Raw genomic sequence first — 25,428 nt, 5'->3', positions numbered from 1 at the left:
CATCCACAACATCCCCTCATACGGTTAAGTGTATCGCGACCCTGCGAACACAATAATTCAGAGAACCGCTGCATGAAGCTTTTAACTGTAGAAGACACGTCTTTTTAAAATCAGACCGTAACAATGAATACTTCAAGTAAACTTATTTTCGTACAAGCACTGTCCAGCCTGTCACTTTGGCTTGATATTTTTCTGATTTTCACTATACCTGTGTATCTATGGAATGCCTCTCCTTCATCGATAGCTGTCCTGGCATTTTGCTTGGGCGCTCCAATGTTGTTTCTAGGGCCTATCGTAGGAACACTAATAGATCGACATGACGTAAGAAAAACACTCGTATCGGGTGCCCTGCTTCGCGCAACATCTACTGTAGCGCTGGCACTCTCTCCAAACCTTCAGATCTTTTTGCTATTTGTTATTTTGAAAGGCATCTCCAACCTGGTTTACTTCCCTTCGATTACCATTACGGCTCGGCAATTAATTATCGCTGAAGAGCGCAAATCTTTTTTAGTTGCGCAAGTCTCGCCGATCAATTTTCCAAAATTTTCGCGCCATTACTTGCAGGCATGTTAACGGTAATACTGTCACCTAAGGATGTATTCTTTTTGTCGGCCGCCGCCGTGTTTGCAAGCCTTCCGCTCCTGATGTCTATTTGTTCAGTGATCCAGACACAACCTAAATATTCCTCTACAAAAATTCTTTCGCTATATCGTGACATATTGAGAGGATTCTCTATATTTAATTCTTTGCCCTTTCAACTGCGCATTGGCTTTTTGTATTCTTTACTCACTTCGCTGGCTTTAGGAATTTACGACCCTCATTTGGCATCCTTTCTAGCCAATGAAGATTTGCCCCCCGTCAGTTTTTCAGTAATCATTTCATCAACCGCCGCAGGCGCGATAGGTGCGGCATTGCTGATAAAGTTCAAATTACACGATAGGGATGAGATCCTGCTTCGGTCAAATGCATTAATTATTTTTTCCATTGCATTAGTACTGACTGCGGTATTGGTATTTTTCCAGGTTCCCGGCAGAAACCATCTCTATCCGGTGGTGTGGTTTGTGAACGGATTTGGCTATGAGATGCTAATAATAGCCTCACACATAATCCTTCAACAGCTATGCCCGCCTGACAATATCGGAAGGATATCCATGTCTTTTAGAAGCATCCAAATCTTATGCGTTATCACCGGACCGTCTTTAGGAACGGCGTTAATAGCCGCAGCCGGCCGCCCGGCTCCTTTTGTAGTCGCTGCATGCATGGCATTTTTAACTGCACTCATGTCAATTGCGGTCTGTTTTTATATTCACAGGCGGCACGCGTACAAACCATAGGTTAGCGTAACGAGGTAGTCACAGACCCACAGCCGAGGAAGCCTCGAATTCTGGGTTACAGCGCTCGTGTTGAGCGTCAGCTTCGCCCAGCAATACACCTGACGACCTACCTACGCTACTATGTGCGCCAATCGTCAGCGCACAACGGGTCATCCGCGCTGAAACAACGCTTCACATTGGTACAGGCACACACCGTACCGCTCTGAAACCCATACGGAAACCGTCCTGTGACATTGGAACAAAACTACACTGCGATCCTCGGCCAACTCGGCGAGGACGTCTCCCGCGAGGGCCTGCTTGACACGCCAAAGCGCGCCGCCAAGGCGATGCAGTATCTCTGCCGCGGCTATGAACAGACACTCGAAGAAGTCACCAACGGTGCCTTGTTCAGCTCCGACAACAGCGAAATGGTGCTGGTCAAGGACATCGAGCTCTACTCGCTGTGCGAACACCACCTGCTGCCGTTTATCGGCAAGGCCCATGTTGCGTATATCCCGAGCGGCAAAGTGCTGGGCCTGTCGAAGGTGGCGCGGATTGTCGACATGTACGCGCGCCGCCTGCAGATTCAGGAAAACCTCAGCCGCCAGATCGCCGACGCGGTACTGCAAGTGACCGGCGCCCTGGGCGTGGCCGTGGTGATCGAGGCCAAGCACATGTGCATGATGATGCGCGGTGTGGAGAAGCAGAATTCGTCGATGATCACGTCGGTGATGCTGGGTGAGTTCCGCGAAAACGCGGCGACCCGCAGCGAATTCCTCAGCCTGATCAAGTAACAGGCCAAGCAGGAAAAAACCGGCGTTCATCGCCGGTTTTTTTTCGCCTGCAAAATTCAGGTAAGCTGCGACCCCTTCTTCATGGGCAAGAGGCTTTCAGCCATGTTCGTCAAAGCACTTCGAGTCGGTCTCGGCCACGTCATCATCGCGGGCGACTTCCTGACCCGCCCACGTAAACAGCAGCGCCCCGCCGAACAGCAAGCGCAGGTCAATGACGCAGCCAAGGGCCTGACCCTGTATCAGTTCCACGCCTGCCCGTTCTGCGTGAAGACCCGCCGCACCCTGCACCGCCTGAATGTGCCGGTGGCGCTCAAGGACGCGAAAAATAACGAGCAGGATCGCCAGACCCTGCTGGAGCAAGGCGGCAAGATCAAGGTCCCGTGCCTGCGTATCGAAGAGAATGGCCAGACCACCTGGATGTACGACTCCAAGGTGATCATCGATTACCTGAACAAGCGGTTTGCCGCGGTCTGACAGACTTGTGCAATCCAATGTGGGGGCAAGCCCCCTCCCACATTTAGTTTGATACTGCCAAGTCCAGATCCAACAGTGCCGAGCCCAGGCACTTGCCATGCGCATCCAGCGCCAGCGAGCGGGTTACGCCGCCGCGCAATATCCCCGGCAGCACGAAGTTCAGCGCGTGTACATTCGGCAGTTCATAACGCCGCACCGGCGCCGCACCCGGTTCCAGCAGTCCCGCAAAAAACTCGGCAACGCGCTCAGCCGTGAGCTGGTCGCACAGCAGCGGGTAATCCTCGGCGCGATAGGCAATGATCGAAATGTTCGAGGTGTCGCCCTTGTCCCCGGTACGGGAATGGGCCAGGTTATGCAGCTTCATGCTTCGATCCTCGGGTTGACCGCGTCACGCGCCAGCAGCAACGACGCCACCGCCACCACCTGCCGCACGCTCTTGCTGGCACCGCCGCCGCCGGACGGGCCATTGGTGTAAAGGGTCTCCACTTCATTGCCGACCCGCACGGCCTCGCTGCGTTCTTCACAGCGTGCAGCGACGCGCAGACGCACTTCCCAGGGCTCGATACTGCTGCGCGGGCCATGCAGCGCATCCATGCCGATCAACTCGGCGCGCACGTCCTGCATCTTCACGCCCATCAACTCCAATCGTTTAAGGACAACATCCCGCGCCAGCTGTGCCCGTGCGACAGCGCCGGGGCCGCCGTAGGACATTTGCCCTTCGCCGATCCAGCCGTCCAGATAACCGACACTGACCTTCAGTTGCTCAGGCCGCGCGCGCCCCGTTGCGCCCTGGACACGCACGCGATCAAAGCCCTGCTCGACAAACCCCACCTGGGAAAAGTCCGCAGTGACGTCCGGCGTGAGGTACGCCGCCGGGTCATGCACTTCGTAGATCAATTGTTCGGTACAGGTCGCGCGGCTGACCCGCCCGCCGGAGCCCGCCACCTTGGTGATCAAGGCTTCGCCCTCCGCATCGATTTCAGCCAGCGGAAAGCCCAGCCGCGCCAGGTCGTCCACATCCTTGAAACCTGGATCGGCGAAATACCCCCCGCTGACCTGCCCCGCACACTCCAGCAAATGCCCCACCAGCGTGCCGCGCCCCAGGCGCTGCCAGTCGTCCGGCGCCCAGCCGAACTCGAACATCTGCGGCGCCAGGAACAATGACGGGTCGGCCACGCGCCCGGTGATCACCACGTCGCGTCGGCGCGCAGGGCCGCCAGGATGCCGTCGACGCCCAGGTAGGCGTTCGCGGAAATTATCCGTTTACCCAAGGCGCCCACAGTCTGGCCGTTATCCAAGACCTGCTCGGGGCGCAGGACGTCCAACACGTCATCGCCCACCACGGCCATCACCTTGAGTTCAAGGCCCAGCGCACTGGCGATCCGCCGCACTTCAATGCCTGCCGCCACAGGGTTGGCCGCGCCCATATTGGTGATCACCCGCAGGCGACGGTGCCCTTCACGGCGGCCGACGTAAGGCAACACACGTTGCATGCGCTCGGTGAGCAGAGGGTCATACCCCCCCTGTGGATCGCTGATACGTGCCTGCTGCGCCAAGGCGATGGTGCGTTCGGCCAGGCATTCGAACACTAGGTAATCCAGCTCACCCTGTTCGGCCAGTTCCACGGCAGGTTCAATACGGTCGCCGGAGTAGCCGGCGCCGGAACCGATGCGCAAGGTTTTCATTTAAATCACTCCCAGGAGCAATGCCGTCAGGGTCATCAACACCGACGCGGCAAAGAGAAACGGAATGGTGAAGCGCTGGTGATCGGCCAATTCGATCTTGCACAGGCCCACCAACAGGAAGGTCGCGGGGGTCAGCGGGCTGACCGGGAACCCGGTGGTGTGCACGCCCAGCAGCGAAGCCTGGGCCACTTGCAGCGGATCGACACCCAGGGCCTTGCCAACTTCGGCGATCACCGGCATCACGCCGAAATAGTAGGAATCGGGATCAAACAGCATGCTCAGCGGCATGGAGATAAAGCCCACCACTGCAGGGATCAGCTTGCCGTGGCCGGCGGGAATCTGCGCCACCGCCACTTCGGCAATCGCCTTGAGCATGCCGGTGCCTTGCATGATGCCGGTGAACACCCCGGCGGCGAGCAGGATGCTGGCCATGGTCAGGGCGGTTTTGGCATGGGCATCGATGCGCGCGCGCTGGGCGTCGACGTTCGGGTAGTTGATGCACAGCGCCACCACGGTACCGAGCATGAACATCACCACCGGGTCGACCAGCCGGCGATCATCACCACCATCACCAGCACGGTGAGGATCAGGTTGACCCAGAACAGCCGTGGGCGACGCAGCTTGACGTCGTCATCGCTGAGCACCCGTTGCGGCACCGCCTCCACGCTGGAGCCGGCCCCCAGGCCCAGGCGTTTTTCTTCACGGTGGCCAAGCCACCAGGCGCAGGCGAAGACAAAGATCAGCCCAACGATCTGCACCGGGATCAGCGGCTGGAACAGGTCGGCCACCGGCACATGCAGCGCCGCCGACGAGCGCAGCACCGGCCCGGTCCAGGGCAGGAAGTTGACCCCGGCGGCCATCGCGCAGACACAGGCGAGGATGCGTTTGTCGATGCCCAGCCGCGTATACAACGGCAGCATCGCCGGCACCGTCACCAGGAAGGTCACCGCCCCGGAACCGTCCAGGTGCACCAGCAGCGCCAGGGTCGCGGTGCCGACGACGATGCGTGTAGGACGCGTGCCAACCGTGCGCAGGATACGATCAATGATGGGGTCGAGCATGCCGGCATCGGTCATGATCCCGAAAAACAGGATCGCAAACACAAACATGCCCACCACTGGGGCGACGTTCTTGATACCGGTAATGATGAAGGCACTGGTTTGCAGGCCGAACCCACCAAGCAGCGCAGCGATGATCGGCAAGGCGATCAGGGCCACCAGTGGCGAGAGGCGTTTGCTCATGACGGCAGCGAGCAGGCACAGAATGGTGATGACACCCAGGGTAGCGAGCATGGGTTACTCCAGAGCGGCCTTTTTGGCCGGTTATTGTTTTCCCTGGAGTATTGGAAGCGGGTTAGTCTTTGTAAATTGGAATATTCAGACCGGCACGTTCGGAAAAACAAAATGAAGCGATTGCTATGAAGAATTCTATCCAGCACATTCAGGCCTTTCTTGCCGTAGCCCGCACCGGCAGCTTCACCAAGGCCGCCAACGAACTGCACCTGTCACCCTCGGCCCTCACCGTGCAGGTGCAGCAGCTGGAGGATTGGCTGGGTGTCGCCCTGCTCGACCGCAGCCCGCGCCATGTGAGCATCACCGCCGCCGGCCAGGAGGCGCGTGGCCCCATGGAAAAGCTGCTGCTGGACCTGGACAACATCGTCACCGGCTCGCGCGACCTCGCGGCCTTGCGCCGCGGCGTGGTCACCCTCGCCGCCCTGCCCTCAGTGTGCGCGGGCGCCCTGCCGCCGGCCTTGCGTCTGTTTCGCGAGCGTTTTGCCGGGATTGAAGTGCGTTTGCACGACCTGGTCGCGCACCGTATCCATGCCCAGGTGCGCGAGGGCGCGGTGGACTTCGGCATCGGCGTACGCGCGCGGCTGAGCCATGGGCTGGATTTCGTGCCGGTGCTGAATGACCGACTGTGTGCGTTCGTGCCGCTGGGGCATCCCCTCACCCACCACCGCCGGTTGACCCTGGAGCAACTGGCGGACCAGCCGATCATCCTGACCGGACGCGACAGCAGTGTGCGCGAGCAGGTGGACGCTTTGTTTGACGAAACACGGCTGACGATGAACGCAGGAATGGAGGCCAACTACATGTCGACGGTGCTGGCATTGGTGCGCCAGGGCTTGGGCATCAGCGTGCTGCCGGAGTCGGCGGCGGACAGCCTGGAGGGGTTGAAGCGCATCCACATCGATCATCCCGGCGTGAACCGTGAGATCGGTCTGATCAGTCGTAGCGGCATGGGGCTGAGCCCGGCGGCGCGGCAGTGTTTTGATCTATTGAATGACCAACTGTCTGACACACCACCGCCCCTCCCACATTTTTGACCGAGTGAGTCAGTCGAGCATTGCCACATGCTTGGGATGACTGGCTACCCGCTGCAACCACGCCTGCACAGCCGGGTAAAGCGCCAGGTCAAAGCCGCCTTCATGCGCCACATGGGTGTAGGCATACAACGCGATATCGGCAATCGAATACTGCTCGCCCACCAGGTACGGCGTGGCCTGCAGCTGACGCTCCATCACCCTCAGCGCCTTGTAGCCGCCCTTGTGGGTGGTTTTATATTCCTCAAGGCGATCCTCGGGCATGTTCAGGTAAAACTGGATAAACCGCGCTACCGCAATATACGGCTCGTGGCTGTATTGCTCGAAGAACTGCCATTGCAGCACTTGCGTACGCAACCGCGGCTCCGTCGGCAAGAATTCGCTGCCATCGGCGAGGAAGTTGAGGATCGCATTGGATTCCCACAGGCAGGTGCCGTCTTCCAGTTCCAGCACGGGGATCTTGCCGTTGGGGTTCTTGGCCAGGAACTCAGCGGTCTGGGTGTCGCCGTTGAGAATGTCGACATTCACCCATTCATACGGTATGCCCAAAAGGTTGAGCATCAATTTGACCTTGTAGCAGTTGCCCGAACGGTAATCGCCATAAACCTTGTACATGGGGCTCCCCTTATGCCGCTTGCGCGTGCTGTGCTTGACGGACCACGCCGGCCAGGCGCGAGAGACCTTCATCCAGGCGGGCCGGGTCGATATGGCTGAAATTGAGGCGCAACGAGCCCAGGTGTTGGTCCGGCTCGGAGAAGAACGGTTCACCGGGCATGAACGCCACGTTCTGCTCCAGCGCTTGGGGCAATAAAGTGCGGGTATCCACCGGCTGTTTCAAGGTCAGCCAGAAGAATAATCCACCCTGGGGCACTTGCCAGTCGGCCAGATCGCCAAAGTGACGTTCGAGCGCAGCCTGGAAATCATCGCGGCGCTCACGGTAAAAGCTGCGCAGTTGGACCAGGTGTTGCTGATAGCGCTCGGTACCGATCCACTGCATCGCCTGCCACTGGCCCACACGGTTGGTGTGCAGGTCCGCCGATTGCTTGAGCTTGAGCAGGTGCGGGAACAGATCCGGGCTGGCGATCAGGTAGCCGACGCGCAGGCCGGGCAACAGGGTTTTGGAAACGGTGCCGGTGTAGATCCAGCTGGCCTTGTGCAAGCGGCTGACGATCGGCCGTGCGCTGCCGCCGTCGAAGGTCAGTTCACGGTAGGGTTCGTCTTCGATCAGGGTCACGCCGAACTCATCGAGCAGGGCCGCCACGGCGTCACGCTTGGCTTCGCTGTAGCGCACGGCCGATGGGTTCTGGAAGGTCGGGATCAGGTAGATGAAGGCCGGATGGTGGCGCTCGAGGTTGGCGCGCAACGCGGCCAGGTCCGGGCCGTCGGCTTCCAACTGCACGGTGAGACACTCGGCGCCGAACAGTTGGAAGATCTGCAACGCGGCCAGGTAGGTCGGACCTTCCAGCAGGATTTGCGTGCCCTTATCGATATACAGCTTGGCCGCCAGGTCGAGGGTTTGCTGGGAACCGCTGACCACCAGCACCTGGCTGGCCTGGCACGGCACGCCCAGGGCGCGGGCTTGCGCGGCGAGCAGTTCGCGCAATTGCGGCTCGCCTTCGCTCATGCCGTATTGGCCGATGTTCAGTGGCATGTCGTCCCAGTTCAACGCCGGCAACATGGCTTCGGCCGGCAGGCCGCCGGCGAACGACATCACTTCCGGGCGCTGGGCTGCCGCGAGGATTTCACGGATCAGGGAGCTTTTGAGGCGCGTAACACGTTCAGAGAAAGCCATGGAGGTCACCGCTGGCAAAGGTTGTGGGAAATACGTCAAACTGGTTGACCGAAATTACGACGACTTGAGCGGATACGTCAATATGCTTGACCTTAAAAATCAGACCAGCCAGCAACGAGCCATGGAAGCGTTCTTCTTCGGCTACCAGGCGTTTACCGCCAAGGCCGACGAAATGCTCGAACGCCGGGGCTTGAGCCGGGTGCACCAACGCATTGTGTTTTTTATCGCGCGCTACCCGGCCTCAAGCGTCAAAGAGCTGTTGCAATTGCTGGGCGTGAGCAAGCAGGCGCTGAATATGCCGCTGCGCCAATTGCAGGAAATGCACCTGGTGGACAGCGTTGCGTCCGAGACCGACAAGCGTAAACGCCTGCTGGAGTTGACCGACGAAGGGCGGCGCTTCGAGCAGTCGTTGCGCCGTGAACAGGTGAAGCTCTTGCAGCGTGCGTTCAGCGAAGCCGGGGAAGAGGCGGTGGCCGGATGGTTGGCGGTCAACCAGGCACTGAGTGGGGTGAATTAGCCTTTCATCGAGTTCTGAGTACATAATGAAAAACATTATTTGCTTTATTTGTATACAAAAGCATAATTCGCTTCGTGCGAGTTCCTGACCTTTTAGTCAACAAACCCGCCAGTACCTCACAGCGCCCCGCGCGCTGGCCATAACAATAAAATGCTTGAGGAGTACTCGCTGTGGATAGCCGCAAATCCGAAGCCCCAACGCTCGACCTCCCCGCACCGCAAGGCGGCTGGCTGGAACGCCTGTTCAAACTGCGCATGCATGGCACCACAGTGAAGACCGAGCTGATCGCCGGCCTCACCACCTTCATCACCATGGCCTACATCATCTTCGTCAACCCCAACATCATGGCCGACGCTGGCATCGATCATGGCGCGGCCTTTGTCGCCACCTGCATCGCCGCCGCGCTGGGCTGCCTGTTGATGGGGCTGTACGCCAACTGGCCGGTGGGCCTGGCGCCGGGCATGGGGCTGAATGCGTTTTTCACCTACACCGTGGTCGGCACCATGGGTTACACCTGGGAGACCGCACTGGGCGCGGTGTTCATCTCGGGCGTGCTGTTCATGATTCTCACGCTGTCGCGTATCCGCGAGTGGCTGCTCAACAGCATCCCGGTGAGCCTGCGCCATGCCATGGGTGCGGGTGTGGGGCTGTTTCTTGGCGTGATCGGCCTGAAAACCGCCGGCATCATCGTCGACAGCCCGGCGACCTTGATCAAGCTCGGTTCGCTGCATGAACCCGCACCGCTGCTGGCGGCCATCTGCTTTTTACTGATCGCGATCCTCAGCTACCACCGCGTATTCGGCGCGATCCTGATCAGCATCATCGCCGTGACCGCCGCCGGTTGGGGCCTGGACCTGGTGCATTACCACGGCATCCTCGCCACGCCACCGAGCCTGGCGCCAACCTGGATGGCGATGGACGTGATGGGCGTGTTCAATGTGAGCATGATCAGCGTGGTGTTCGCCTTCCTGTTCGTGCACATGTTCGACACCGCCGGCACCCTGATGGGCGTCGCGCAGCGCGCCGGCCTGGTCAACGCCGACGGCAAGATCCACAACCTGTCCCGCGCCTTGAAGGCCGACAGCGCCTCCAGCGTATTCGGCGCCATGGTCGGCGTACCGCCGGTGACCAGCTACGTGGAAAGTGCCGCCGGGGTAGCCGCGGGTGGGCGCACCGGTTTGACCGCCGTGACCGTGGGCGTGCTGTTTGTGGCCGCCATGTTCTTTGCACCGCTGGCGGGTATGATTCCTGCCTATGCTACCGCCGGCGCCTTGATTTACGTGGCGATGCTGATGATGGCGAGCCTGGCGCATATCAACTGGGATGAAGCCACCGACAGCATTCCGGCGATCGTCACGGCGATCATGATGCCGCTGACATTTTCGGTCGCCGATGGTATCGCGCTGGGGTTTATCACCTACGTGGCCCTCAAGGCCGGCACCGGCAAATACCGCGAAATTTCGGTCAGCCTGTGGGTGCTGTGCGCGATCTTTATCGCCAAGTTTGTATTTTTATAAAACGGCGGCCAGCGACAAGCGTTGACTGACAGCTTGAAGCCTGGCGCTGAAGACTGGAGCAATGAAATGACGACTGAAACCTGGCTGCTGTTCAGTGGCGCCGCCTTGATCGTGATCCTGATCCCCGGCCCGTTGTCGTTGCTGATGATCAGCAACAGCCTCAACTACGGCCTGCGCCGTTCGTACCCGGCGTTTCTCGGGGGCGTGTTTGCCTCGATCTGCCTGTTGAGTGCTTCGGCCCTCGGCTTGGGCGCGTTGTTGCTGGCGTCCGAACAACTGTTCAGTGCGCTGAAGATCGTCGGCGCGCTGTACCTGTTCTACCTCGCCTGGCAGAGCTGGCAGCAATCGCGGCAACCGTCTCAGGGTGCCGAAGTCCCACAGACACCGGCCGTGCCACGTTTTCGCGCATTGTTCGGTCGGGCCTTCGTGCTGGGCGCCAGCAACCCCAAGGACATTCTGTTTTTTGCCGCCTTTCTGCCGCAGTTTCTCGATAGCCAACAGCCGTTTTTTCCGCAACTGCTGGTGATGATCGCGACCTGGAGCCTGCTCGATCTGCTGTGCAAGCTGGCCTATGGCCTGGGCGCCCATGGCGCTGCGCGGTATCTGCGCAGCGGAGCGGGCCAGAGCTGGTTCAACCGCATCAGTGCCGGGTTGTTCGGCTGCGCCGGTGTGGCGTCGTTGATGAAGGTCAGAGGCCCACTTTAATGAAATAGACGGTGGGCGGCCTTGAGAGGGAGAGCCCGGTGGACCACTGGATGCCCGCCACGATCCGGCCCAACTGCTGCGTTTGCATCTGCAGTTGGACCGTATCCATCACAGGCATACGTCGATGCTGTCTCATGGCGACGGTAATCCAATCATCCGAAAGTCTCCGCCCCAACTCGATACTCGGCCCGTCAAGCCATTGGTATAACAGGTAGTAAACCCTGTCGGACTGACGAGAAATCACGATTGATTCGTGAGTCCGCGTCGAACTACGCAGTACCCGAAAGTCGTACACAGTAGGCTGGCCGTTGCCGTGTGGTCAGGGCCTGCCGCCAATTTAATCATTCTGGCAACGGCAAACCTGCGGCTGTTGGGAGTCATGGCTGGGAAAGCCAGCTGCAGGTACCTCCAAGGGCCGGTTAAACAGTGGCGCGTGCACTTGCCACTCACCCGCCGGTGTGTGTGATACCGGCATAGGCTGCTCATCAAGCGCAGTGCTTGTCCAACGTTCTAGGGTGCTACGGGCTGACATAGCCATCGGCTCCTCCCGGGTGATAAACGCGATACGGTTCAACGGGGCGTGATCGCCCGGGGACAGCAATCTGTAGAAGCGGGTCCTTGGATCCAGCACGCTTCCATAGTTCATGCCAATGCGCAGCACATCGCGGGCAGTGCCTTGGGAAGCCGAAGTAAGACGAACCACGCCTAGCGTCGGGGCACTCCACTGCTCATCCGCACGAATTTGAGTGCGCCATGCGTGCCAGTGACTGGACGTGGTGGACGACCCCCGAATCAATGCTTCGGTCTGCGCGTATTGCCTGGGAGGCTGCCAGTCCGGTGAAGGCGAACGAGGCGCACGCCAGGGATTGAGCACGCCCGAACTCGGCCCCGGCTGAGGTGCATCCGCCCCCAGCAACCACTCCCTGGGCTGATGGATCTGCAGAATCAATTCGTTCTCCCCCGGCGACTGCGCATTTTTCAAGCGCAACCACTGTTCGTTTTCACGCCGATACACCGGGTAATGGTGTGTGTCGTCCGCCACGAATGACTCGCCATTTTTTACATAGACGCCCTTGTTGCCGGGTCCTTTCAAAGCCACCGAACCTTCGGGGACACCCTTGATCCCGAAACGCTCCAGGGATTTGAGCGAAGCTGCAGATACTGCCCCGGAAAACTGCGATTGCGGCGTCAACTGCAAGCGGCGTATACGCCCCAACGCAGCCCCCAGTGAGCGACGCACCCCACGCGCCGCTGCAACGCCGGCTTTGGGCACGGGTAGCGCGTTCATCAACAAATCGGCCGCCAGGAACACACTCAGGAACGCCACATCGACCGCGTCGCGGGGGTCGCCGAAACGGTGATAGCGGCGCGCTGCGAGCAGCAGTTCGTAAACATCGTTGACCATGCCGAACAGCGGAGAAAAAAAACCCACCAACGGCCCTCGTCGCGTAGCGCTCTGCTCCCTGAGGCGACGGGTTCGATACTGTTCCAGGGCTGTGCGCGAACGGCTGGCGGCCTGGGTACGCCGTAGAAGATCGAGCACGGTCGCCCGGTAAAGCAGCGCCAACGCGTTGACCTGGGACGTGGGCACCAGCGCCAGCCAACTGTGCGGATCACCGGCCATCTGTTCGCGGGTTTGCCGCTCGACTTCATCTGGCGTCACCGAGGGTCAGAAAAGGCACGGCCTTCAGCGGCGCAGGCCGCGGCCGCGTGGGGGAATACACATGGGCCAGGTTGATCATGAGGGCACAGGTCAGTTCATTGTTCCACTGCCCGTCCAGCAATGCGCGCGCACTCAGCGCCAGGGCATCGCCGGTGATCAGCGCGCCGCGAAATACGCAAGAGGTCGGCGTCGCGGGTGTGGACCGACTCAACTCATGGCGACGCTTCACAGGCATGCACTGCCAGAGTTCATCGAACGACGGCGCTGACGTCAGCGTCACCAGGCCCTGCTGAAGACCGGCAAATGAGCGGTATTCATAGAAATTGCGCGCCATACCCGGCAGGTAGATCACATGCGGCGCCTCAGCGGGATCGACTTCACGATAAACATGCAGTGCACCCGGAATCGCCACCCGAGCCTGACCGGGCCACAACAAAGGGCATGCGCGCACGCTCGCCCAGTCGCCGCCCGCGCGCTGGCGATCCGCGACGCTGGGTGCGTCGATCAATGCCTGCAGCAGCGCCATTCCCGCCTGAGACAGCTCATCCAATTGCCACGCCACAAACGCCCGGTCGGCGAAGTGTCCGGCGTGCAATTCGGCCCAGCGCTCCTGACGGGTGAGCCAGGAGCCGGCGGCCAAGGTATTCCAATAATCGCTGACCGCGCCGCCCAGCCGGTCGAGCAGCTTCAGCGCGATCACCCGTTGCAGCGCCTCCAACGGCGTGTAGGGTAACCGGCGCGCAGGGTCGCCCTTTACGCTCAGCGTGGTGAATTGATTGATATTGATCGGCACCGACGGCAGCACCAGCAGCAACAAGGCGCGGTCCGTCAAGCTGTCGACCTTTGTCGGCACGCCTGGCCGCACAGGCTCGGTGAACAACAGGCTGTCCGGGTCAAGTTCGAAGGCCTTGTACAGTTCGACGCGGATCACCCGCAGTATTTTTGGCGAGCGCGCCAGCCAGCGGGCAAGCACCTGCGTGGCGTCGGCACTGCGACGGTCGGCAAGTGCGATCTGATTGATCAAGCGACTGGGGTACGACGCCCTATTGATCCGCAGCGTGAGTGCTTGGCGAATGGCCGTTGACTGAACCTCGGCGGCAGCCTGCGGATCGTCGTCCACGTCGTCAGTGTCGACGGGCGACACGGCGATGGAAGGTTCGATAGCTGGGGCCACTGTGTTGTCCTCCTTCAACAAAACAGCGAGCCTAGGCAGCGCAGAGGGACAACAGGCGTTAGATAGTTGAACCGGCAACAGACAAAAAAAGCCCGCAGTGTGGGCGGGCGAAAAACCAACGAAGAGCTTTGGGGGGCGCGGTGATGACTCAGCTGCCTCGGTAGGTCGAGTAGCTGTAGGGCGAAATCAGCAGAGGAACGTGATAGTGATCTTGCTCGGCACTGATGCCGAAGCGCAGCACCACCACATCCAGGAAAGCCGGTTCGGGCAACTGCACACCACGGGCACGGTAGTAATCGCCGGCGCTGAACTGCAACTGATAGACGCCGCTGCAGTAGTCGACACCTTGCAGCAGCGGCGCATCGCAACGGCCGTCGCTGTTGGTCAGGGCCGTGGCGACGAGTTCCAGCCGCGTGCCTTCGACGCGGTACAGTTCAACCTGGATGGCGCTGCCGGGGCAGCCGTGAGCCGCATCCAGTACGTGTGTGGTCAGTCGTCCCATGAATCCGGGCTCCCTTATTGAGTCGAGTGAAGATAGGCCGCACCTTTGCAGGTGCATGAAAAGCCGGTGATGGGCCGATTAAGACACTTTTAATAAAAATTGTACACAATAAAAATCACAAACTTTTGCGCGAGCCTTTGAACCTCCCTCCTTGCAACAGATACTTATTGAGCCTTGCTTTTAAAAGACCTTTCATCCATTTATTGACCAGTTGGGCAAGTTTCTTGCAACGCTAAGCGATGACGGTGGGCTGGAAAAAATGCAGAAATACAGGCTTACAAAGTGACCGGCAAGTTGTATACAATCAGCCCATCGCTGTGACGCCACCAGGTCTTCGCGCCGGCCGCCACACACTTGCTACCACGCACAAGAAGGAAGACTGCAGTGAGCGCTGACTACCCACGCGACCTGATCGGTTACGGCAGTAACCCTCCTCACCCCCACTGGCCGGGCAAGGCACGCATCGCGCTGTCGTTCGTACTCAACTACGAAGAAGGCGGCGAGCGCAACATTTTGCATGGCGACAAAGAGTCCGAAGCCTTCCTTTCGGAAATGGTCTCGGCCCAGCCCTTGCAGGGCGAACGCAACATGAGCATGGAGTCGCTGTACGAATACGGCAGCCGTGCCGGCGTGTGGCGCATCCTCAAGCTGTTCAAGGCATTCGACATCCCGCTGACCGTCTTCGCAGTGGCCATGGCCGCCCAGCGCCATCCGGAGGTGATCCGCGCCATGGTCCAGGCCGGTCACGAGATCTGCAGCCACGGTTACCGCTGGATCGACTATCAGTACATGGACGAGGCCCAGGAACGCGAGCACATGCTCGAGGCCATCCGCATCCTCACCGAACTGACCGGCGAGCGCCCGCTGGGTTGGTACACCGGGCGCACCGGCCCCAATACGCGGCGGCTGGTGATGGAAGAAGGCGGTTTCCTGTATGACTGCGACACCTACGACGATGACCTGCCCTACTGGGAACCCAACACCCCCACCGGCAAACCGCACCTGGTGATCCCCTATACCCTGGACACCAATGACATGCGCTTTACCCAGGTGCAGGGTTTCAATAAAGGCGATGACTTTTTCGAGTACCTCAAGGACGCCTTCGACGTGCTTTATGCCGAAGGGGCCGAGGCGCCGAAGATGCTCTCCATCGGCCTGCATTGCCGCCTGATCGGCCGCCCTGCCCGCTTGGCGTCGCTGAAGCGCTTTATCGAATACGCCAAAAGCCACGAACAGGTGTGGTTCACCCGTCGTGTCGATATTGCCCGCCACTGGCACGCAACCCACCCCTGCACGGGAGCGGCGAAATGACGGCGTTCCACACCCTGAAACCCTCGACCCTGAGCCGCGACGCGTTTGTCGCCGCCTTTGCCGATATCTACGAACATTCGCCCTGGGTGGCCGAAAAGGCCTTCGACCTGGGCCAGGACACCTCGATCGACCAGATCGAAACCCTGCACCAGCGCATGAGCGACATCCTGTTGAGTGCCGATCATGCCAGTCAACTGGCGTTGATCAACGCTCACCCGGACCTGGCAGGCCGTGCCGCCGTCCAGGGCCAACTGACCCAAGCCAGCACCGATGAACAGGCTGGCGCGGGGATTCACCAATGCACGCGCGACGAGTTCTCGCGCTTCACCGAGCTGAACGATGCCTACAAGGCCAAGTTCAAGTTTCCCTTCATCATGGCGGTAAAAGGCAGCAACCGGCACCAGATCCTTGCCGCGTTCGAAACGCGCATTCACAACACTGCAGACGCCGAGTTCAAGTGCGCGCTGGACGAGATCAACAAGATCGCGTTGTTCCGTTTATTGACCCTCTAAGCAGTCCATCCCCAGCCACTCTCTTTAAGGCAGACAAGAAGAATGAAAGCTTACGCAGTACCTTTCGAAAAGTTCGTCAACCTGGCCGACGCCCGCCTGGGCACCAAGATTCTTTCGGTGACCGATGACTGGTTCGCCGACGCCAACCGCCTGTTCCAGCCGACCCCGGCCGTGTGGAAGGAGGGTGTTTTCGACGACAACGGCAAGTGGATGGACGGCTGGGAATCGCGCCGCAAGCGTTTCGAAGGCTACGACAGCGCGGTGATCCAACTGGGCGTACCGGGCCGAATCAAGGGCGTGGACATCGACACTTCATTCTTCACCGGCAACTTCCCGCCGTCGGCCTCCCTGGAAGCCTGCTTCCTGGCTTCGGGCGAGCCGGACGAAAACACCCAGTGGACCGAAGTGCTGTCGGCCGTCGAGCTGCAAGGCAACAGCCACCACTACCACGAGATCAGCAACGACCAGGCGTTCAGCCACCTGCGCTTCAATATCTACCCGGATGGCGGCGTGGCCCGTCTGCGTGTGTACGGCGTGCCGTTCCGCGACTGGTCTTCGGTGGGCGACAACGAACAGGTCGACCTGGCGGCCGCTCTGAACGGCGGTCGTGCGCTGGCCTGCTCCGATGAACACTTCGGGCGCATGAGCAACATCCTCAACCCGGGCCGTGGCATCAACATGGGTGACGGCTGGGAAACCGCGCGTCGTCGTACGCCTGGCAATGACTGGGTAATCGTCGCGCTGGGCCACCCGGGCGAGATCGAAAAGATCGTCGTCGACACCCTGCACTTCAAGGGCAACTACCCAGACACTTGCTCGATCCAGGGCGCCTTCGTCAAGGGCGGTACCGACAGCCAGATCGAAACCCAGTCACTGTTCTGGCGCGAACTGCTGCCGGCACAGAAACTGGAAATGCACGCCGAACACACCTTCGCCGAGCAGATCAAGGCGCTGGGGCCGATCACCCACATCCGCTTGAATGTGTTCCCGGATGGCGGTGTGAGTCGCCTGCGTGTCCTGGGCAAAGTAGCGAAATAAGCGATGACCCCTGTGGCGAGGGCGCTTGCTCGCGCTGGAGTGCGAAGCGCTCCCAGGATTTCAGGGCCGCTACGCAGCCCAGCGGGAGCAAGCGCCCTCGCCACAAAAGCAAACAACACAGCATTCGGATAAGAGACAGCCATGCGCACACTGATGATCGAACCCCTGACCAAAGAAGCCTTCGCTCCATTCGGCGACGTTATCGAAACCGACGGCAGCGATCACTTCATGATCAACAACGGGTCGACCATGCGTTTTCACAAACTGGCGACCGTCGAAACAGCACAGCCTGAAGACCACGCCATCATCAGCATCTTTCGCGCCGACGCGCTGGATATGCCGCTGACCGTGTGCATGCTGGAGAGACACCCGCTGGGCAGCCAGGCCTTCATTCCGCTGCTCGGCAACCCCTTTCTGATCGTGGTCGCGCCACTTGGCGATGCACCTGTATCGGGCTTGGTCCGCGCCTTCGTTACCAACGGCAGGCAGGGCATCAATTACCATCGCGGCGTCTGGCACCACCCGGTGCTGACGATCGAAAAGCGGGATGACTTCCTGGTGGTTGATCGCAGTGGCACAGGCAATAACTGCGATGAGCATTTTTTTGAAGAGGATGAGCGGTTGATCCTCGCCCCCCACCAATAAGAGAAGGCCGGATCACCCGACAACAAGGGTGACAGGCGAGAGGTAAAGACTGTGGAAGCACATCTGTTGGAATGGCTGAACCTGAGCGTGCGCTGGGTTCACATGATCACCGGCGTCGCCTGGATCGGCGCTTCTTTCTACTTTGTCTGGCTGGAAAACAACCTTAATCGCGTCAACCCCAAGAGCGGCCTGGCCGGTGACTTGTGGGCGATCCACGGTGGCGGTATCTACCACCTGGAAAAATACAAGCTGGCCCCGCCGACGATGCCGGACAACCTGCACTGGTTCAAATGGGAAGCCTATTTCACCTGGATGTCGGGCGTCGCGCTGCTGTGCGTGGTGTTCTACCTCAACCCGACGCTGTACCTGCTCGCCCCCGGCAGCACGCTCAGCGGCACCGAAGGCGTGTTGCTGGGCATCGGCTCACTGTTCGCCGGCTGGTTCATCTACTCCTTCCTCTGCGACTCGGCCCTGGGCAAGCGCCCCGCCCTGCTCGGTTTCATCCTGTTCGTGCTGTTGATTGCGGCGGCCTACGGCTTCAGCAAGGTGTTCAGCGGCCGTGGCGCCTACCTGCACGTGGGTGCGGTGATCGGCACGATCATGGTGGGCAACGTGTTCCGCATCATCATGCCGGCGCAGCGCGCGCTGGTGGCGGCCATCGCCGAAAACCGCACGCCCGACCCGGCCCTGCCGGCCAAGGGTTTGCTGCGTTCACGCCACAACAACTACTTCACCTTGCCGGTGCTGTTCATCATGATCAGCAACCACTTCCCGAGCACCTACGGCAGCCAATACAACTGGCTGATCCTGGCCGGTATCGCGGTGGCGGCGGTGTTGGTGCGGCACTACTTCAACACGCGCCACAACAGCCAGAAGTATGCGTGGACCTTACCCGTGGGCGCGTTGGCGATGATCAGCCTGGCGTACGTCACCGGGCCCAGGCCGGCAGAGCCGATAGCCAAGCACGGCGGCCATCGAGTACCAGCCACTGCCGGAAACCGCATTGGGCGGTGGTTTGAAACCCGCGGCGCCGGCTGCTGAAGCTGCACCGGCGCCCGCCCAGGCGACGATTGATTTCGACAAGGTGCACGGGGTGATCCAGGAACGCTGTGCGGTGTGCCACTCGGCCAAACCGACCAGCCCGCTGTTCAGCACCGCGCCAGCCGGCGTGATGTTCGACACCCCGGCGCAGATCCAGCAGCAGGCGGCGCGCATTCAAGCGCAGGCCGTGGCCAGCCAGATCATGCCGTTGGGCAACATCACCCAGATGACCCAGCAGGAGCGGGACTTGATTGGTACCTGGATCAATCAGGGCGCACATACCAACTAACTGATTCACACAACTCCCTGTGGGAGGGGCGGCACGACGATTCGACGTGCTCCCCCCACACCTGAAGCATGCCCCATTGTCGCCCTGTGCGCGCTGTAACGGCGCACTTGAGCCCGGACGTGGGAGCCAGTATTCTCCGCGCCCGCTTGAATCGACGGTGGTTTTATCGCCTTGGCGCGGCTTTTGCTGTAGCCACAAAGCTGACCAATCAGACGAGTTTTTCAGCGAATCCAAAGGCGCCACACCTAGAGCGCCAGATTAAAAAAAACATAAAACTTTAGCTCGGGAGCAACCGAATGAAACCTATGTTCAAAAGCCTGGTGTTGGCAGGATCACTGCTGGCCGGCGGCCAGGCCGTGGCCGGTGACATGTTGCAGTGGCAGAACAACAGCCTGACCTACCTGTGGGGCAAGAGCTTTACCGTCAACCCGCAGATCCAGCAGACCGTCACGTTCGAACACGCCGATGCGTGGAAGTACGGCGACAACTTCTTCTTCCTCGACCGCATCTTTTACAACGGCAAGGAAGACGGCAACGTCGGCCCGAATACTTACTACGGCGAGTTCAGTCCACGGTTGTCATTCGGCAAGATTCTCGACAAGGACCTGTCCTTCGGCCCGATCAAGGATGTGTTGCTGGCCTTCACTTACGAATTCGGCGAGGGCGATAACGAGTCCTATCTGCTGGGTCCGGCATTCGATTTGAACATCCCGGGCTTCGACTACTTCCAATTGAACTTCTACCAGCGCCAGACCGAAGGCAACCGCCCCGGCGACGGCGTGTGGCAGATCACCCCGGTGTGGTCGTACACCCTGCCCGTGGGCAACTCCGATGTGTTGATCGACGGTTTCATGGACTGGGTGGTGGACAACGACAAGAACGCCCGTGGCACTTATCACGCCAACCTGCACTTCAACCCACAGGTCAAATACGACTTGGGCAAGGCGCTGCATTGGGGCGATAAGCAGCTGTATGTCGGTTTTGAATACGACTACTGGAAGAACAAATACGGGATCGAAGATTCGGGCGCATTCAAGACGACGCAGGACACGGCGAGTTTCCTGGTCAAGTATCACTTCTAAGGTCCACTGCAAACCAATGTGGGAGGGAGCGTGCTCCCTCCCACATTCAGGTCGTCGGTAGACCTAAGAACCGTGTGATTTCCTCACGCTTGGCCAACGCATCACTGCGTCCCAGCTCGATCAACTCGCTGCAATAGCCTGCCTCGAACAACAAGTAACTCAACACCCCCGCCCCGCTCGTCTTGGTCGCTCCCGGCCCACGCAGGAACAAACGCAACGCCGCCGGCAATTCCTGGCGATGGCGCGCCGCGATTTCATCGATCGGCTGGCTGGGTGCGATCACCAGCACCTCCACCGGTGCCAGGCCACGGGCTGCGCTGTCGGCCGGCTGCAAATGGCTGAACTGGTTCAAGCGCTCCAGCAACTCAATGTCACTTTCCAGGCTGTCGATGAACGTGCTGTTGAGCATGTGCCCACCGATCTGTGCCAGGGTCGGTTGCTGGCCGGTGTAGGTGCGTTGTATCGCCGGCTCGTTGCCCCTTGGGTTGCCGCTGACCCCCACCACCAGCACGCGGCTGGCGCCCAGGTGCAGGGCCGGGCTGATTGGCGCCGATTGACGCACGGCGCGTCGCCGAAGTATTCCTCGTCAAGCTTCACCGGGGCAAACAGCAACGGGATCGCGGAACTGGCCAGCAGGTGTTCAACCGTCAGTTGGGTGGGGACGCCGATACGCCGGTGACGCAGCCACGCGTCGAGGGTGCCGCGACCTTGGTAGAAGGTCACCGCTTGCCCGGACTCGTAGCCGAACGCGGTCACCGCTACCGCATGCAGGTGCCGTTGCCGGATCGCCTCGTCGATACCCGCCAGCTGCAGTTTGTCCTGCAGCAAATCGCGCAGCGGCGAACTGTTGAGCAGCGCCACTGGGAACTGCCGACCCAGGCCCAACAGGCTGTGGATCAGGAAGCGACTCGCCTGGCGAACCACCCCTGGCCAGTCGCTGCGCAACACCAGATGGCTGCGAAAGCCCTGCCAGAAGGCGGTAAGCCGTTGCACGGCCGCCGTGAAGTCCATTGCACCGCTGGCCAGGCTCACCGCGTTGATCGCGCCCGCCGAGGTACCGACGATCACCGGAAAAGGATTCGGTGCCCCCGGCGGCAACAATTCGGCAATCGCCGCCAATACCCCCACCTGATACGCCGCTCGCGCCCCGCCGCCGGAAAGAATCAAGCCTGTAACCGGTTCAGCTGGGCGCATTGCGTCACTCCATAAAGGGGGAAAGATCTGACTGATCAGCGGCGTTTTTCGTACAGCTTGGGTTCACCCGGTGGCCGGCTCTTGAAGCGCCGGTGCGTCCACAGGTATTGCTCGGGGCATTCGCGCACGGCGGCTTCAACCCATTGGTTGATGCGCAGGCAGTCCGCCTCATCGCTTTCACCGGGAAAATCGCTCAACGGCGGGTGGATGACCAGGCGGTAACCGCTGCCATCGGCCAGGCGCTCCTGGGTGAACGGCACCACCAAGGCCTTGCCCAACTTGGCGAACTTGCTGGTGGCGGTGACCGTGGCGGCCTGGATGCCGAACAGCGGCACGAACACGCTTTGCTTGGCGCCGTAGTCCTGGTCCGGCGCATACCAGATGGCACGGCCGGCGCGCAGCAACTTGAGCATACCGCGGACGTCTTCGCGCTCGATGGCCAGGGAATCAAGGTTGTGGCGCTCGCGCCCACGGCGCTGGATAAAGTCGAACAGCGGGTTGCCGTGCTCACGGTACATACCATCAATGGTGTGCTTCTGCCCGAGCAGCGCCGCGCCGATTTCCAGGGTGGTGAAGTGCAGGGCCATGAGGATCACGCCCTTGCCGTCCAGTTGCGCCTGCTTGAGGTGTTCAAGGCCTTCGACATGGGCCAGGCGCGCCAGGCGCTGGCGCGACCACCACCAGCTCATGGCCATTTCAAAGAAGGCGATGCCGGTGGAGGCAAAGTTCTGCTTGAGCAGGTGCTTACGCTCTTTGGCGGTTTTTTCCGGGAAGCACAGTTCCAGGTTGCGCGCGGCGATGCGGCGACGTTCGCCGGCGACACGGTACATCCCCGCGCCCAGCAACCGACCAATGGCACGCAGCGCACGGTACGGCAACCGAGTGACCAGCCACAACAGGCCGAGCCCCAGCCACAATAGCCAGAAACGCGGGTGAAGAAATACAGCTCGAAAACGCGGGCGATCCATTACAGATTCCGGTAAAGACAGGGCCGCGCATTCTACAACGGTTCGACTCGACTTGCGGCGGGTGAGTGTTCTCGTTATAAGTCTCGACACTTTTCGTGACAAGCCGCTTTATGCCGACCATGAGCCAAACCGAACCGCTAGACCAAGATCCCGTGTTCCAGCTGAAAGGCAGCATGCTCGCCATCACCGTGCTGGAACTGGCCCGCAACGACCTGGATGCCCTGGACCGCCAACTGGCCGCCAAGGTCGCCCTGGCGCCGAACTTCTTCAACAATGCCCCGCTGGTACTGGCCCTGGACAAACTCCCCGCCGGCCAGGGCGCTATCGATCTGCCCGGCCTGATGCGCGTGTGCCGCTCCCATGGCCTGCGCACCCTGGCCATCCGCGCCAGCCGTATCGAAGACATCGCCGCAGCCATCGCCATTGAACTGCCAGTACTGCCGCCGTCCGGTGCGCGCGAGCGTCCGCTTGAACCGTTAGTCGACGAAGTGAAGAAAAAACCGGAAAAACCACCAGAGCCGACGATCAAGCCTACAAAGATCATCACCACGCCCGTACGCGGCGGGCAGCAGATTTACGCCGAAGGCAGCGACCTGGTGGTGATCTCCTCGGTCAGCCCCGGCGCGGAACTTCTCGCCGATGGCAATATCCATGTATACGGCCCGATGCGCGGACGTGCACTCGCCGGCATCAAGGGTGATACCAAGGCGCGTATTTTTTGTCAGCAGTTGACCGCTGAGCTGGTGTCCATCGCAGGCCGGTACAAGGTTTCCGAAGATTTGCGCCGTGATCCGCTGTGGGGAGCCGGGGTGCAGGTCAGCCTGTCGGGCGATGTGTTGAACATCACCCGGCTTTAACGGATACTGCCGCATTTTCCAAGCATCTCTAGACTCTGATAGCACAGCGAAACCGGCAAGACTTGCGTAGGAATAATTGGAAGTTGGCGTTTCCCCGTGGAAGCCACATCTTTTTCCTACAAGGGCTGTCCGCCTGCAGCGAGTTCCAAGAGATGTTTTTCAGGGGCTGAAAAGTCCTTTTTCCTTAGGGGTGAAACACCTTGGCCAAGATTCTCGTGGTTACATCCGGCAAGGGTGGTGTGGGTAAGACCACCACCAGCGCCGCTATCGGTACCGGCCTCGCTCTGCGCGGCCACAAGACAGTCATCGTCGACTTCGACGTCGGTTTGCGTAACCTCGACCTGATCATGGGCTGCGAACGTCGCGTGGTGTATGACTTCGTCAACGTGGTGAACGGCGAAGCCAACCTGCAACAGGCCCTGATCAAGGACAAGCGCCTTGAGAACCTGTACGTGCTGGCTGCCAGCCAGACCCGTGACAAGGATGCGTTGACCAAGGAAGGCGTAGGCAAGGTCCTCGCCGAACTGAAGGAAACCTTCGAATACGTGGTGTGCGACTCCCCGGCCGGTATCGAAACCGGTGCTCACCTGGCGATGTACTTCGCCGATGAAGCCATCGTGGTGACCAACCCGGAAGTTTCCTCGGTACGTGACTCGGACCGCATGCTCGGCCTTTTGGCCAGCAAATCCCAGCGCGCCGAGAAAGGCGAAGACCCGATCAAGGAACACCTGCTGCTCACCCGCTACAACCCCGAGCGCGTCAGCAACGGCGAAATGCTCGGCGTTGAAGACGTCAAGGAAATCCTCGCGGTGACCCTGCTGGGCGTGATCCCGGAATCCCAGGCTGTGCTGAAGGCGTCCAACCAGGGCGTGCCAGTGATTCTTGACGACCAGAGCGACGCCGGCCAGGCGTACAGCGATGCTGTTGATCGCCTGCTGGGCAAGACCGTGGAACATCGCTTCCTCGATGTAAAGAAGAAGGGATTCTTCGAGCGTATCTTTGGAGGCAACTAAACAATGAAATTTCTCGACTTCTTTCGCGCCAACAAAAAACCAAGCACCGCATCGGTCGCGAAAGAGCGTCTACAGATCATCGTGGCGCACGAACGCGGCCAACGCAGCACCCCGGACTACCTGCCGGCCTTGCAGAAGGAACTGGTCGAGGTGATCCGCAAGTACGTCAATATCGGTAACGATGACGTGCATGTCGCCCTGGAAAATGACGGCAGCTGCTCGATTCTGGAACTCAATATCACCCTGCCTGATCGCTGATCGAACAGGCGGCCGCCACGGCGGCTCGTTCACCCTGGCCCTCATCGGGGGACTGGGTGGGCGAGCCGCCGTTGGCGTTTGTTACGAGGCTGTTTAATGCCGCTGTCCAATATCCACATCCTTTATCAGGACGACGCTGTCCTGGTGGTGAACAAGCCGACTCTGTTGCTCTCGGTGCCTGGCCGCGCCGACGACAACAAGGACTGCCTGATCACCCGCCTGCAGGAAAACGGCTACCCCGAAGCCCGTATCGTCCATCGCCTGGACTGGGAGACCTCGGGGATCATCCTGCTGGCGCGGGACGCCGATACCCATCGCGAACTGTCGCGCCAGTTTCACGACCGTGAAACCGAAAAAGCCTACACCGCCCTGGCCTGGGGCCAACCGGCGCTGGACAGCGGCAGCATCGACCTGCCCCTGCGCTATGACCCACCGACCAAGCCGCGTCATGTGGTGGACCACGAGTTCGGCAAGCATGCGCTGACCTTCTGGAAAGTGCTGGAGCGTTGCGGCGATTGGTGCCGCGTCGAGCTGACGCCGATCACCGGGCGCTCTCACCAGTTGCGCGTGCATATGCTGTCCATCGGCCATCCGCTACTGGGTGATGGCCTGTACGCCCATGACCAAGCCCTGGCCGCCTGGCGGCGGCTGTGCCTGCACGCGAGCATGCTGAGCTTCACGCATCCGCAAAGCGGCGAGCGCTTGCGCTTCGAGTGCCCGGCCCCGTTCTAAAATTGGCAATACCGTCAAAATGTGGGAGG

Annotated in this window: 24 protein-coding genes and 4 pseudogenes; 18 read left to right on the top strand and 10 right to left on the bottom strand. The window is 60.2% G+C overall.

Annotation, left to right across the window (positions count from 1 at the left end):
* Nucleotides 1–123 precede the first annotated feature (123 nt).
* The 4 genes from JWR98_RS29325 (at nucleotide 124) to JWR98_RS05800 (ending at nucleotide 2,581) form a co-directional block, all read left to right on the top strand.
* A complete protein-coding gene (locus JWR98_RS29325) occupies nucleotides 124–573 on the top strand; it encodes an MFS transporter (RefSeq protein WP_225908601.1) in 450 nt (149 codons plus the stop codon).
* The gene (locus JWR98_RS29320; protein ID WP_341869725.1) at nucleotides 567–1,334 is read left to right on the top strand and encodes an MFS transporter; all 768 of its coding nucleotides are present in this window, start codon (nucleotides 567–569) and stop codon (nucleotides 1,332–1,334) included. The genes JWR98_RS29325 and JWR98_RS29320 overlap by 7 nt, the downstream gene beginning before the upstream one ends.
* Before the next feature lie 227 nt (nucleotides 1,335–1,561).
* The gene (gene folE / locus JWR98_RS05805; protein WP_003175229.1) at nucleotides 1,562–2,107 is read left to right on the top strand and encodes a GTP cyclohydrolase I FolE; all 546 of its coding nucleotides are present in this window, start codon (nucleotides 1,562–1,564) and stop codon (nucleotides 2,105–2,107) included.
* 102 nt (nucleotides 2,108–2,209) lie between these two features.
* Nucleotides 2,210–2,581: a glutathione S-transferase N-terminal domain-containing protein gene (locus JWR98_RS05800; protein ID WP_078734042.1), complete on the top strand. Its 372-nt coding sequence runs from the start codon at nucleotides 2,210–2,212 to the stop codon at nucleotides 2,579–2,581.
* Nucleotides 2,582–2,624: 43 nt separating this feature from the next.
* Here the strand turns inward: JWR98_RS05800 and JWR98_RS05795 are convergent, their stop codons facing one another.
* The 3 genes and pseudogenes from JWR98_RS05795 to JWR98_RS05785 all read right to left on the bottom strand — a co-directional run bounded on the left by JWR98_RS05795 (nucleotide 2,625) and on the right by JWR98_RS05785 (nucleotide 5,558).
* On the bottom strand, nucleotides 2,625–2,945 hold the full coding sequence (locus JWR98_RS05795) for an AtuA-related protein (RefSeq protein WP_205489500.1): 321 nt from the start codon (nucleotides 2,943–2,945) through the stop codon (nucleotides 2,625–2,627).
* Nucleotides 2,942–4,266 (bottom strand): annotated as a pseudogene (locus JWR98_RS05790) (acyclic terpene utilization AtuA family protein). Before JWR98_RS05790 ends, JWR98_RS05795 begins: the two are co-directional and overlap by 4 nt.
* A pseudogene (locus JWR98_RS05785) lies at nucleotides 4,267–5,558 on the bottom strand (CitMHS family transporter).
* 125 nt (nucleotides 5,559–5,683) lie between these two features.
* Between JWR98_RS05785 and JWR98_RS05780 the strand changes: the two are divergent.
* Nucleotides 5,684–6,592 carry a LysR family transcriptional regulator gene (locus JWR98_RS05780; protein WP_078734046.1) on the top strand — a complete coding sequence of 303 codons (909 nt, stop codon included), beginning with the start codon at nucleotides 5,684–5,686 and terminating at the stop codon, nucleotides 6,590–6,592.
* Nucleotides 6,593–6,601: 9 nt separating this feature from the next.
* Here JWR98_RS05780 and JWR98_RS05775 read toward each other — a convergent pair whose 3' ends face one another.
* On the bottom strand, nucleotides 6,602–7,204 hold the full coding sequence (locus JWR98_RS05775; protein ID WP_078734047.1) for a glutathione S-transferase family protein: 603 nt from the start codon (nucleotides 7,202–7,204) through the stop codon (nucleotides 6,602–6,604).
* A gap of 10 nt (nucleotides 7,205–7,214) precedes the next feature.
* Nucleotides 7,215–8,381 carry an aminotransferase-like domain-containing protein gene (locus JWR98_RS05770; RefSeq protein WP_078734048.1) on the bottom strand — a complete coding sequence of 389 codons (1,167 nt, stop codon included), beginning with the start codon at nucleotides 8,379–8,381 and terminating at the stop codon, nucleotides 7,215–7,217.
* Between the two features lie 82 nt (nucleotides 8,382–8,463).
* Between JWR98_RS05770 and JWR98_RS05765 the strand changes: the two genes are divergently transcribed.
* The 3 genes from JWR98_RS05765 to JWR98_RS05755 all read left to right on the top strand — a co-directional run bounded on the left by JWR98_RS05765 (nucleotide 8,464) and on the right by JWR98_RS05755 (nucleotide 11,120).
* Nucleotides 8,464–8,898: a MarR family winged helix-turn-helix transcriptional regulator gene (locus tag JWR98_RS05765; protein WP_205489499.1), complete on the top strand. Its 435-nt coding sequence runs from the start codon at nucleotides 8,464–8,466 to the stop codon at nucleotides 8,896–8,898.
* A gap of 254 nt (nucleotides 8,899–9,152) precedes the next feature.
* Complete coding sequence (locus JWR98_RS05760; protein WP_225908604.1) at nucleotides 9,153–10,415, top strand: NCS2 family permease; 1,263 nt, start codon at nucleotides 9,153–9,155, stop codon at nucleotides 10,413–10,415.
* Nucleotides 10,416–10,481: 66 nt separating this feature from the next.
* Nucleotides 10,482–11,120 (top strand): LysE family translocator, encoded by a 639-nt coding sequence (locus tag JWR98_RS05755; RefSeq protein ID WP_078734050.1) that lies wholly within the window; start codon nucleotides 10,482–10,484, stop codon nucleotides 11,118–11,120.
* Between the two features lie 337 nt (nucleotides 11,121–11,457).
* Here JWR98_RS05755 and JWR98_RS29315 read toward each other — a convergent pair whose 3' ends face one another.
* The 3 genes from JWR98_RS29315 to uraH all read right to left on the bottom strand — a co-directional run bounded on the left by JWR98_RS29315 (nucleotide 11,458) and on the right by uraH (nucleotide 14,459).
* Entirely contained in the window at nucleotides 11,458–12,783 is a 1,326-nt protein-coding gene (locus tag JWR98_RS29315; RefSeq protein ID WP_225908599.1) for a hypothetical protein, read from the bottom strand.
* A complete protein-coding gene (locus tag JWR98_RS29310; protein WP_225908598.1) occupies nucleotides 12,770–13,957 on the bottom strand; it encodes a dermonecrotic toxin domain-containing protein in 1,188 nt (395 codons plus the stop codon). The genes JWR98_RS29315 and JWR98_RS29310 overlap by 14 nt, the downstream gene beginning before the upstream one ends.
* Nucleotides 13,958–14,105: 148 nt before the next feature.
* Nucleotides 14,106–14,459: a hydroxyisourate hydrolase gene (gene uraH / locus JWR98_RS05745; RefSeq protein WP_205489498.1), complete on the bottom strand. Its 354-nt coding sequence runs from the start codon at nucleotides 14,457–14,459 to the stop codon at nucleotides 14,106–14,108.
* Between the two features lie 384 nt (nucleotides 14,460–14,843).
* On the opposite strand from uraH, the gene puuE reads away from it, so the two are divergent.
* From puuE to JWR98_RS05715, 6 genes and pseudogenes are all read left to right on the top strand, one after another.
* Nucleotides 14,844–15,770, top strand: coding sequence for an allantoinase PuuE (puuE, locus tag JWR98_RS05740; RefSeq protein WP_078734052.1), 927 nt, complete (start codon nucleotides 14,844–14,846; stop codon nucleotides 15,768–15,770).
* Entirely contained in the window at nucleotides 15,767–16,282 is a 516-nt protein-coding gene (gene uraD, locus JWR98_RS05735) for a 2-oxo-4-hydroxy-4-carboxy-5-ureidoimidazoline decarboxylase (RefSeq protein ID WP_078734053.1), read from the top strand. Before puuE ends, uraD begins: the two co-directional genes overlap by 4 nt.
* 42 nt (nucleotides 16,283–16,324) lie before the next feature.
* A complete protein-coding gene (gene alc / locus JWR98_RS05730) occupies nucleotides 16,325–17,320 on the top strand; it encodes an allantoicase (RefSeq protein ID WP_078734054.1) in 996 nt (331 codons plus the stop codon).
* Nucleotides 17,321–17,461: 141 nt separating this feature from the next.
* A complete protein-coding gene (locus tag JWR98_RS05725; RefSeq protein WP_003175245.1) occupies nucleotides 17,462–17,965 on the top strand; it encodes an ureidoglycolate lyase in 504 nt (167 codons plus the stop codon).
* Between the two features lie 51 nt (nucleotides 17,966–18,016).
* Nucleotides 18,017–19,295: pseudogene (locus JWR98_RS05720) on the top strand (urate hydroxylase PuuD).
* Between the two features lie 296 nt (nucleotides 19,296–19,591).
* A complete protein-coding gene (locus tag JWR98_RS05715; RefSeq protein ID WP_078734056.1) occupies nucleotides 19,592–20,377 on the top strand; it encodes an outer membrane protein OmpK in 786 nt (261 codons plus the stop codon).
* A gap of 46 nt (nucleotides 20,378–20,423) precedes the next feature.
* On the opposite strand, the pseudogene JWR98_RS05710 reads toward JWR98_RS05715, so the two are convergent.
* Nucleotides 20,424–21,571: pseudogene (locus JWR98_RS05710) on the bottom strand (patatin-like phospholipase family protein).
* A gap of 35 nt (nucleotides 21,572–21,606) precedes the next feature.
* The gene (locus JWR98_RS05705) at nucleotides 21,607–22,539 is read right to left on the bottom strand and encodes a lipid A biosynthesis lauroyl acyltransferase (RefSeq protein WP_205489497.1); all 933 of its coding nucleotides are present in this window, start codon (nucleotides 22,537–22,539) and stop codon (nucleotides 21,607–21,609) included.
* 119 nt (nucleotides 22,540–22,658) lie between these two features.
* On the opposite strand from JWR98_RS05705, the gene minC reads away from it, so the two are divergent.
* From minC to JWR98_RS05685, 4 genes are all read left to right on the top strand, one after another.
* Complete coding sequence (gene minC, locus JWR98_RS05700) at nucleotides 22,659–23,396, top strand: septum site-determining protein MinC (RefSeq protein ID WP_078734088.1); 738 nt, start codon at nucleotides 22,659–22,661, stop codon at nucleotides 23,394–23,396.
* A 200-nt stretch (nucleotides 23,397–23,596) separates the two neighbouring features.
* Nucleotides 23,597–24,409 (top strand): septum site-determining protein MinD, encoded by an 813-nt coding sequence (gene minD, locus JWR98_RS05695; protein WP_003209098.1) that lies wholly within the window; start codon nucleotides 23,597–23,599, stop codon nucleotides 24,407–24,409.
* 3 nt (nucleotides 24,410–24,412) lie between these two features.
* Complete coding sequence (minE, locus tag JWR98_RS05690) at nucleotides 24,413–24,667, top strand: cell division topological specificity factor MinE (RefSeq protein ID WP_003175252.1); 255 nt, start codon at nucleotides 24,413–24,415, stop codon at nucleotides 24,665–24,667.
* A 96-nt stretch (nucleotides 24,668–24,763) separates the two neighbouring features.
* Complete coding sequence (locus tag JWR98_RS05685; protein ID WP_205489496.1) at nucleotides 24,764–25,399, top strand: RluA family pseudouridine synthase; 636 nt, start codon at nucleotides 24,764–24,766, stop codon at nucleotides 25,397–25,399.
* The last annotated feature ends 29 nt before the right edge of the window (nucleotides 25,400–25,428 follow it).

This window comes from Pseudomonas lactucae (assembly GCF_016937615.1).
In the GTDB taxonomy this organism is placed as follows: domain Bacteria; phylum Pseudomonadota; class Gammaproteobacteria; order Pseudomonadales; family Pseudomonadaceae; genus Aquipseudomonas; species Aquipseudomonas lactucae.
Note: the sequence above shows the minus strand (reverse complement) of the source record. Positions and strands in the feature narration are given on the sequence as shown.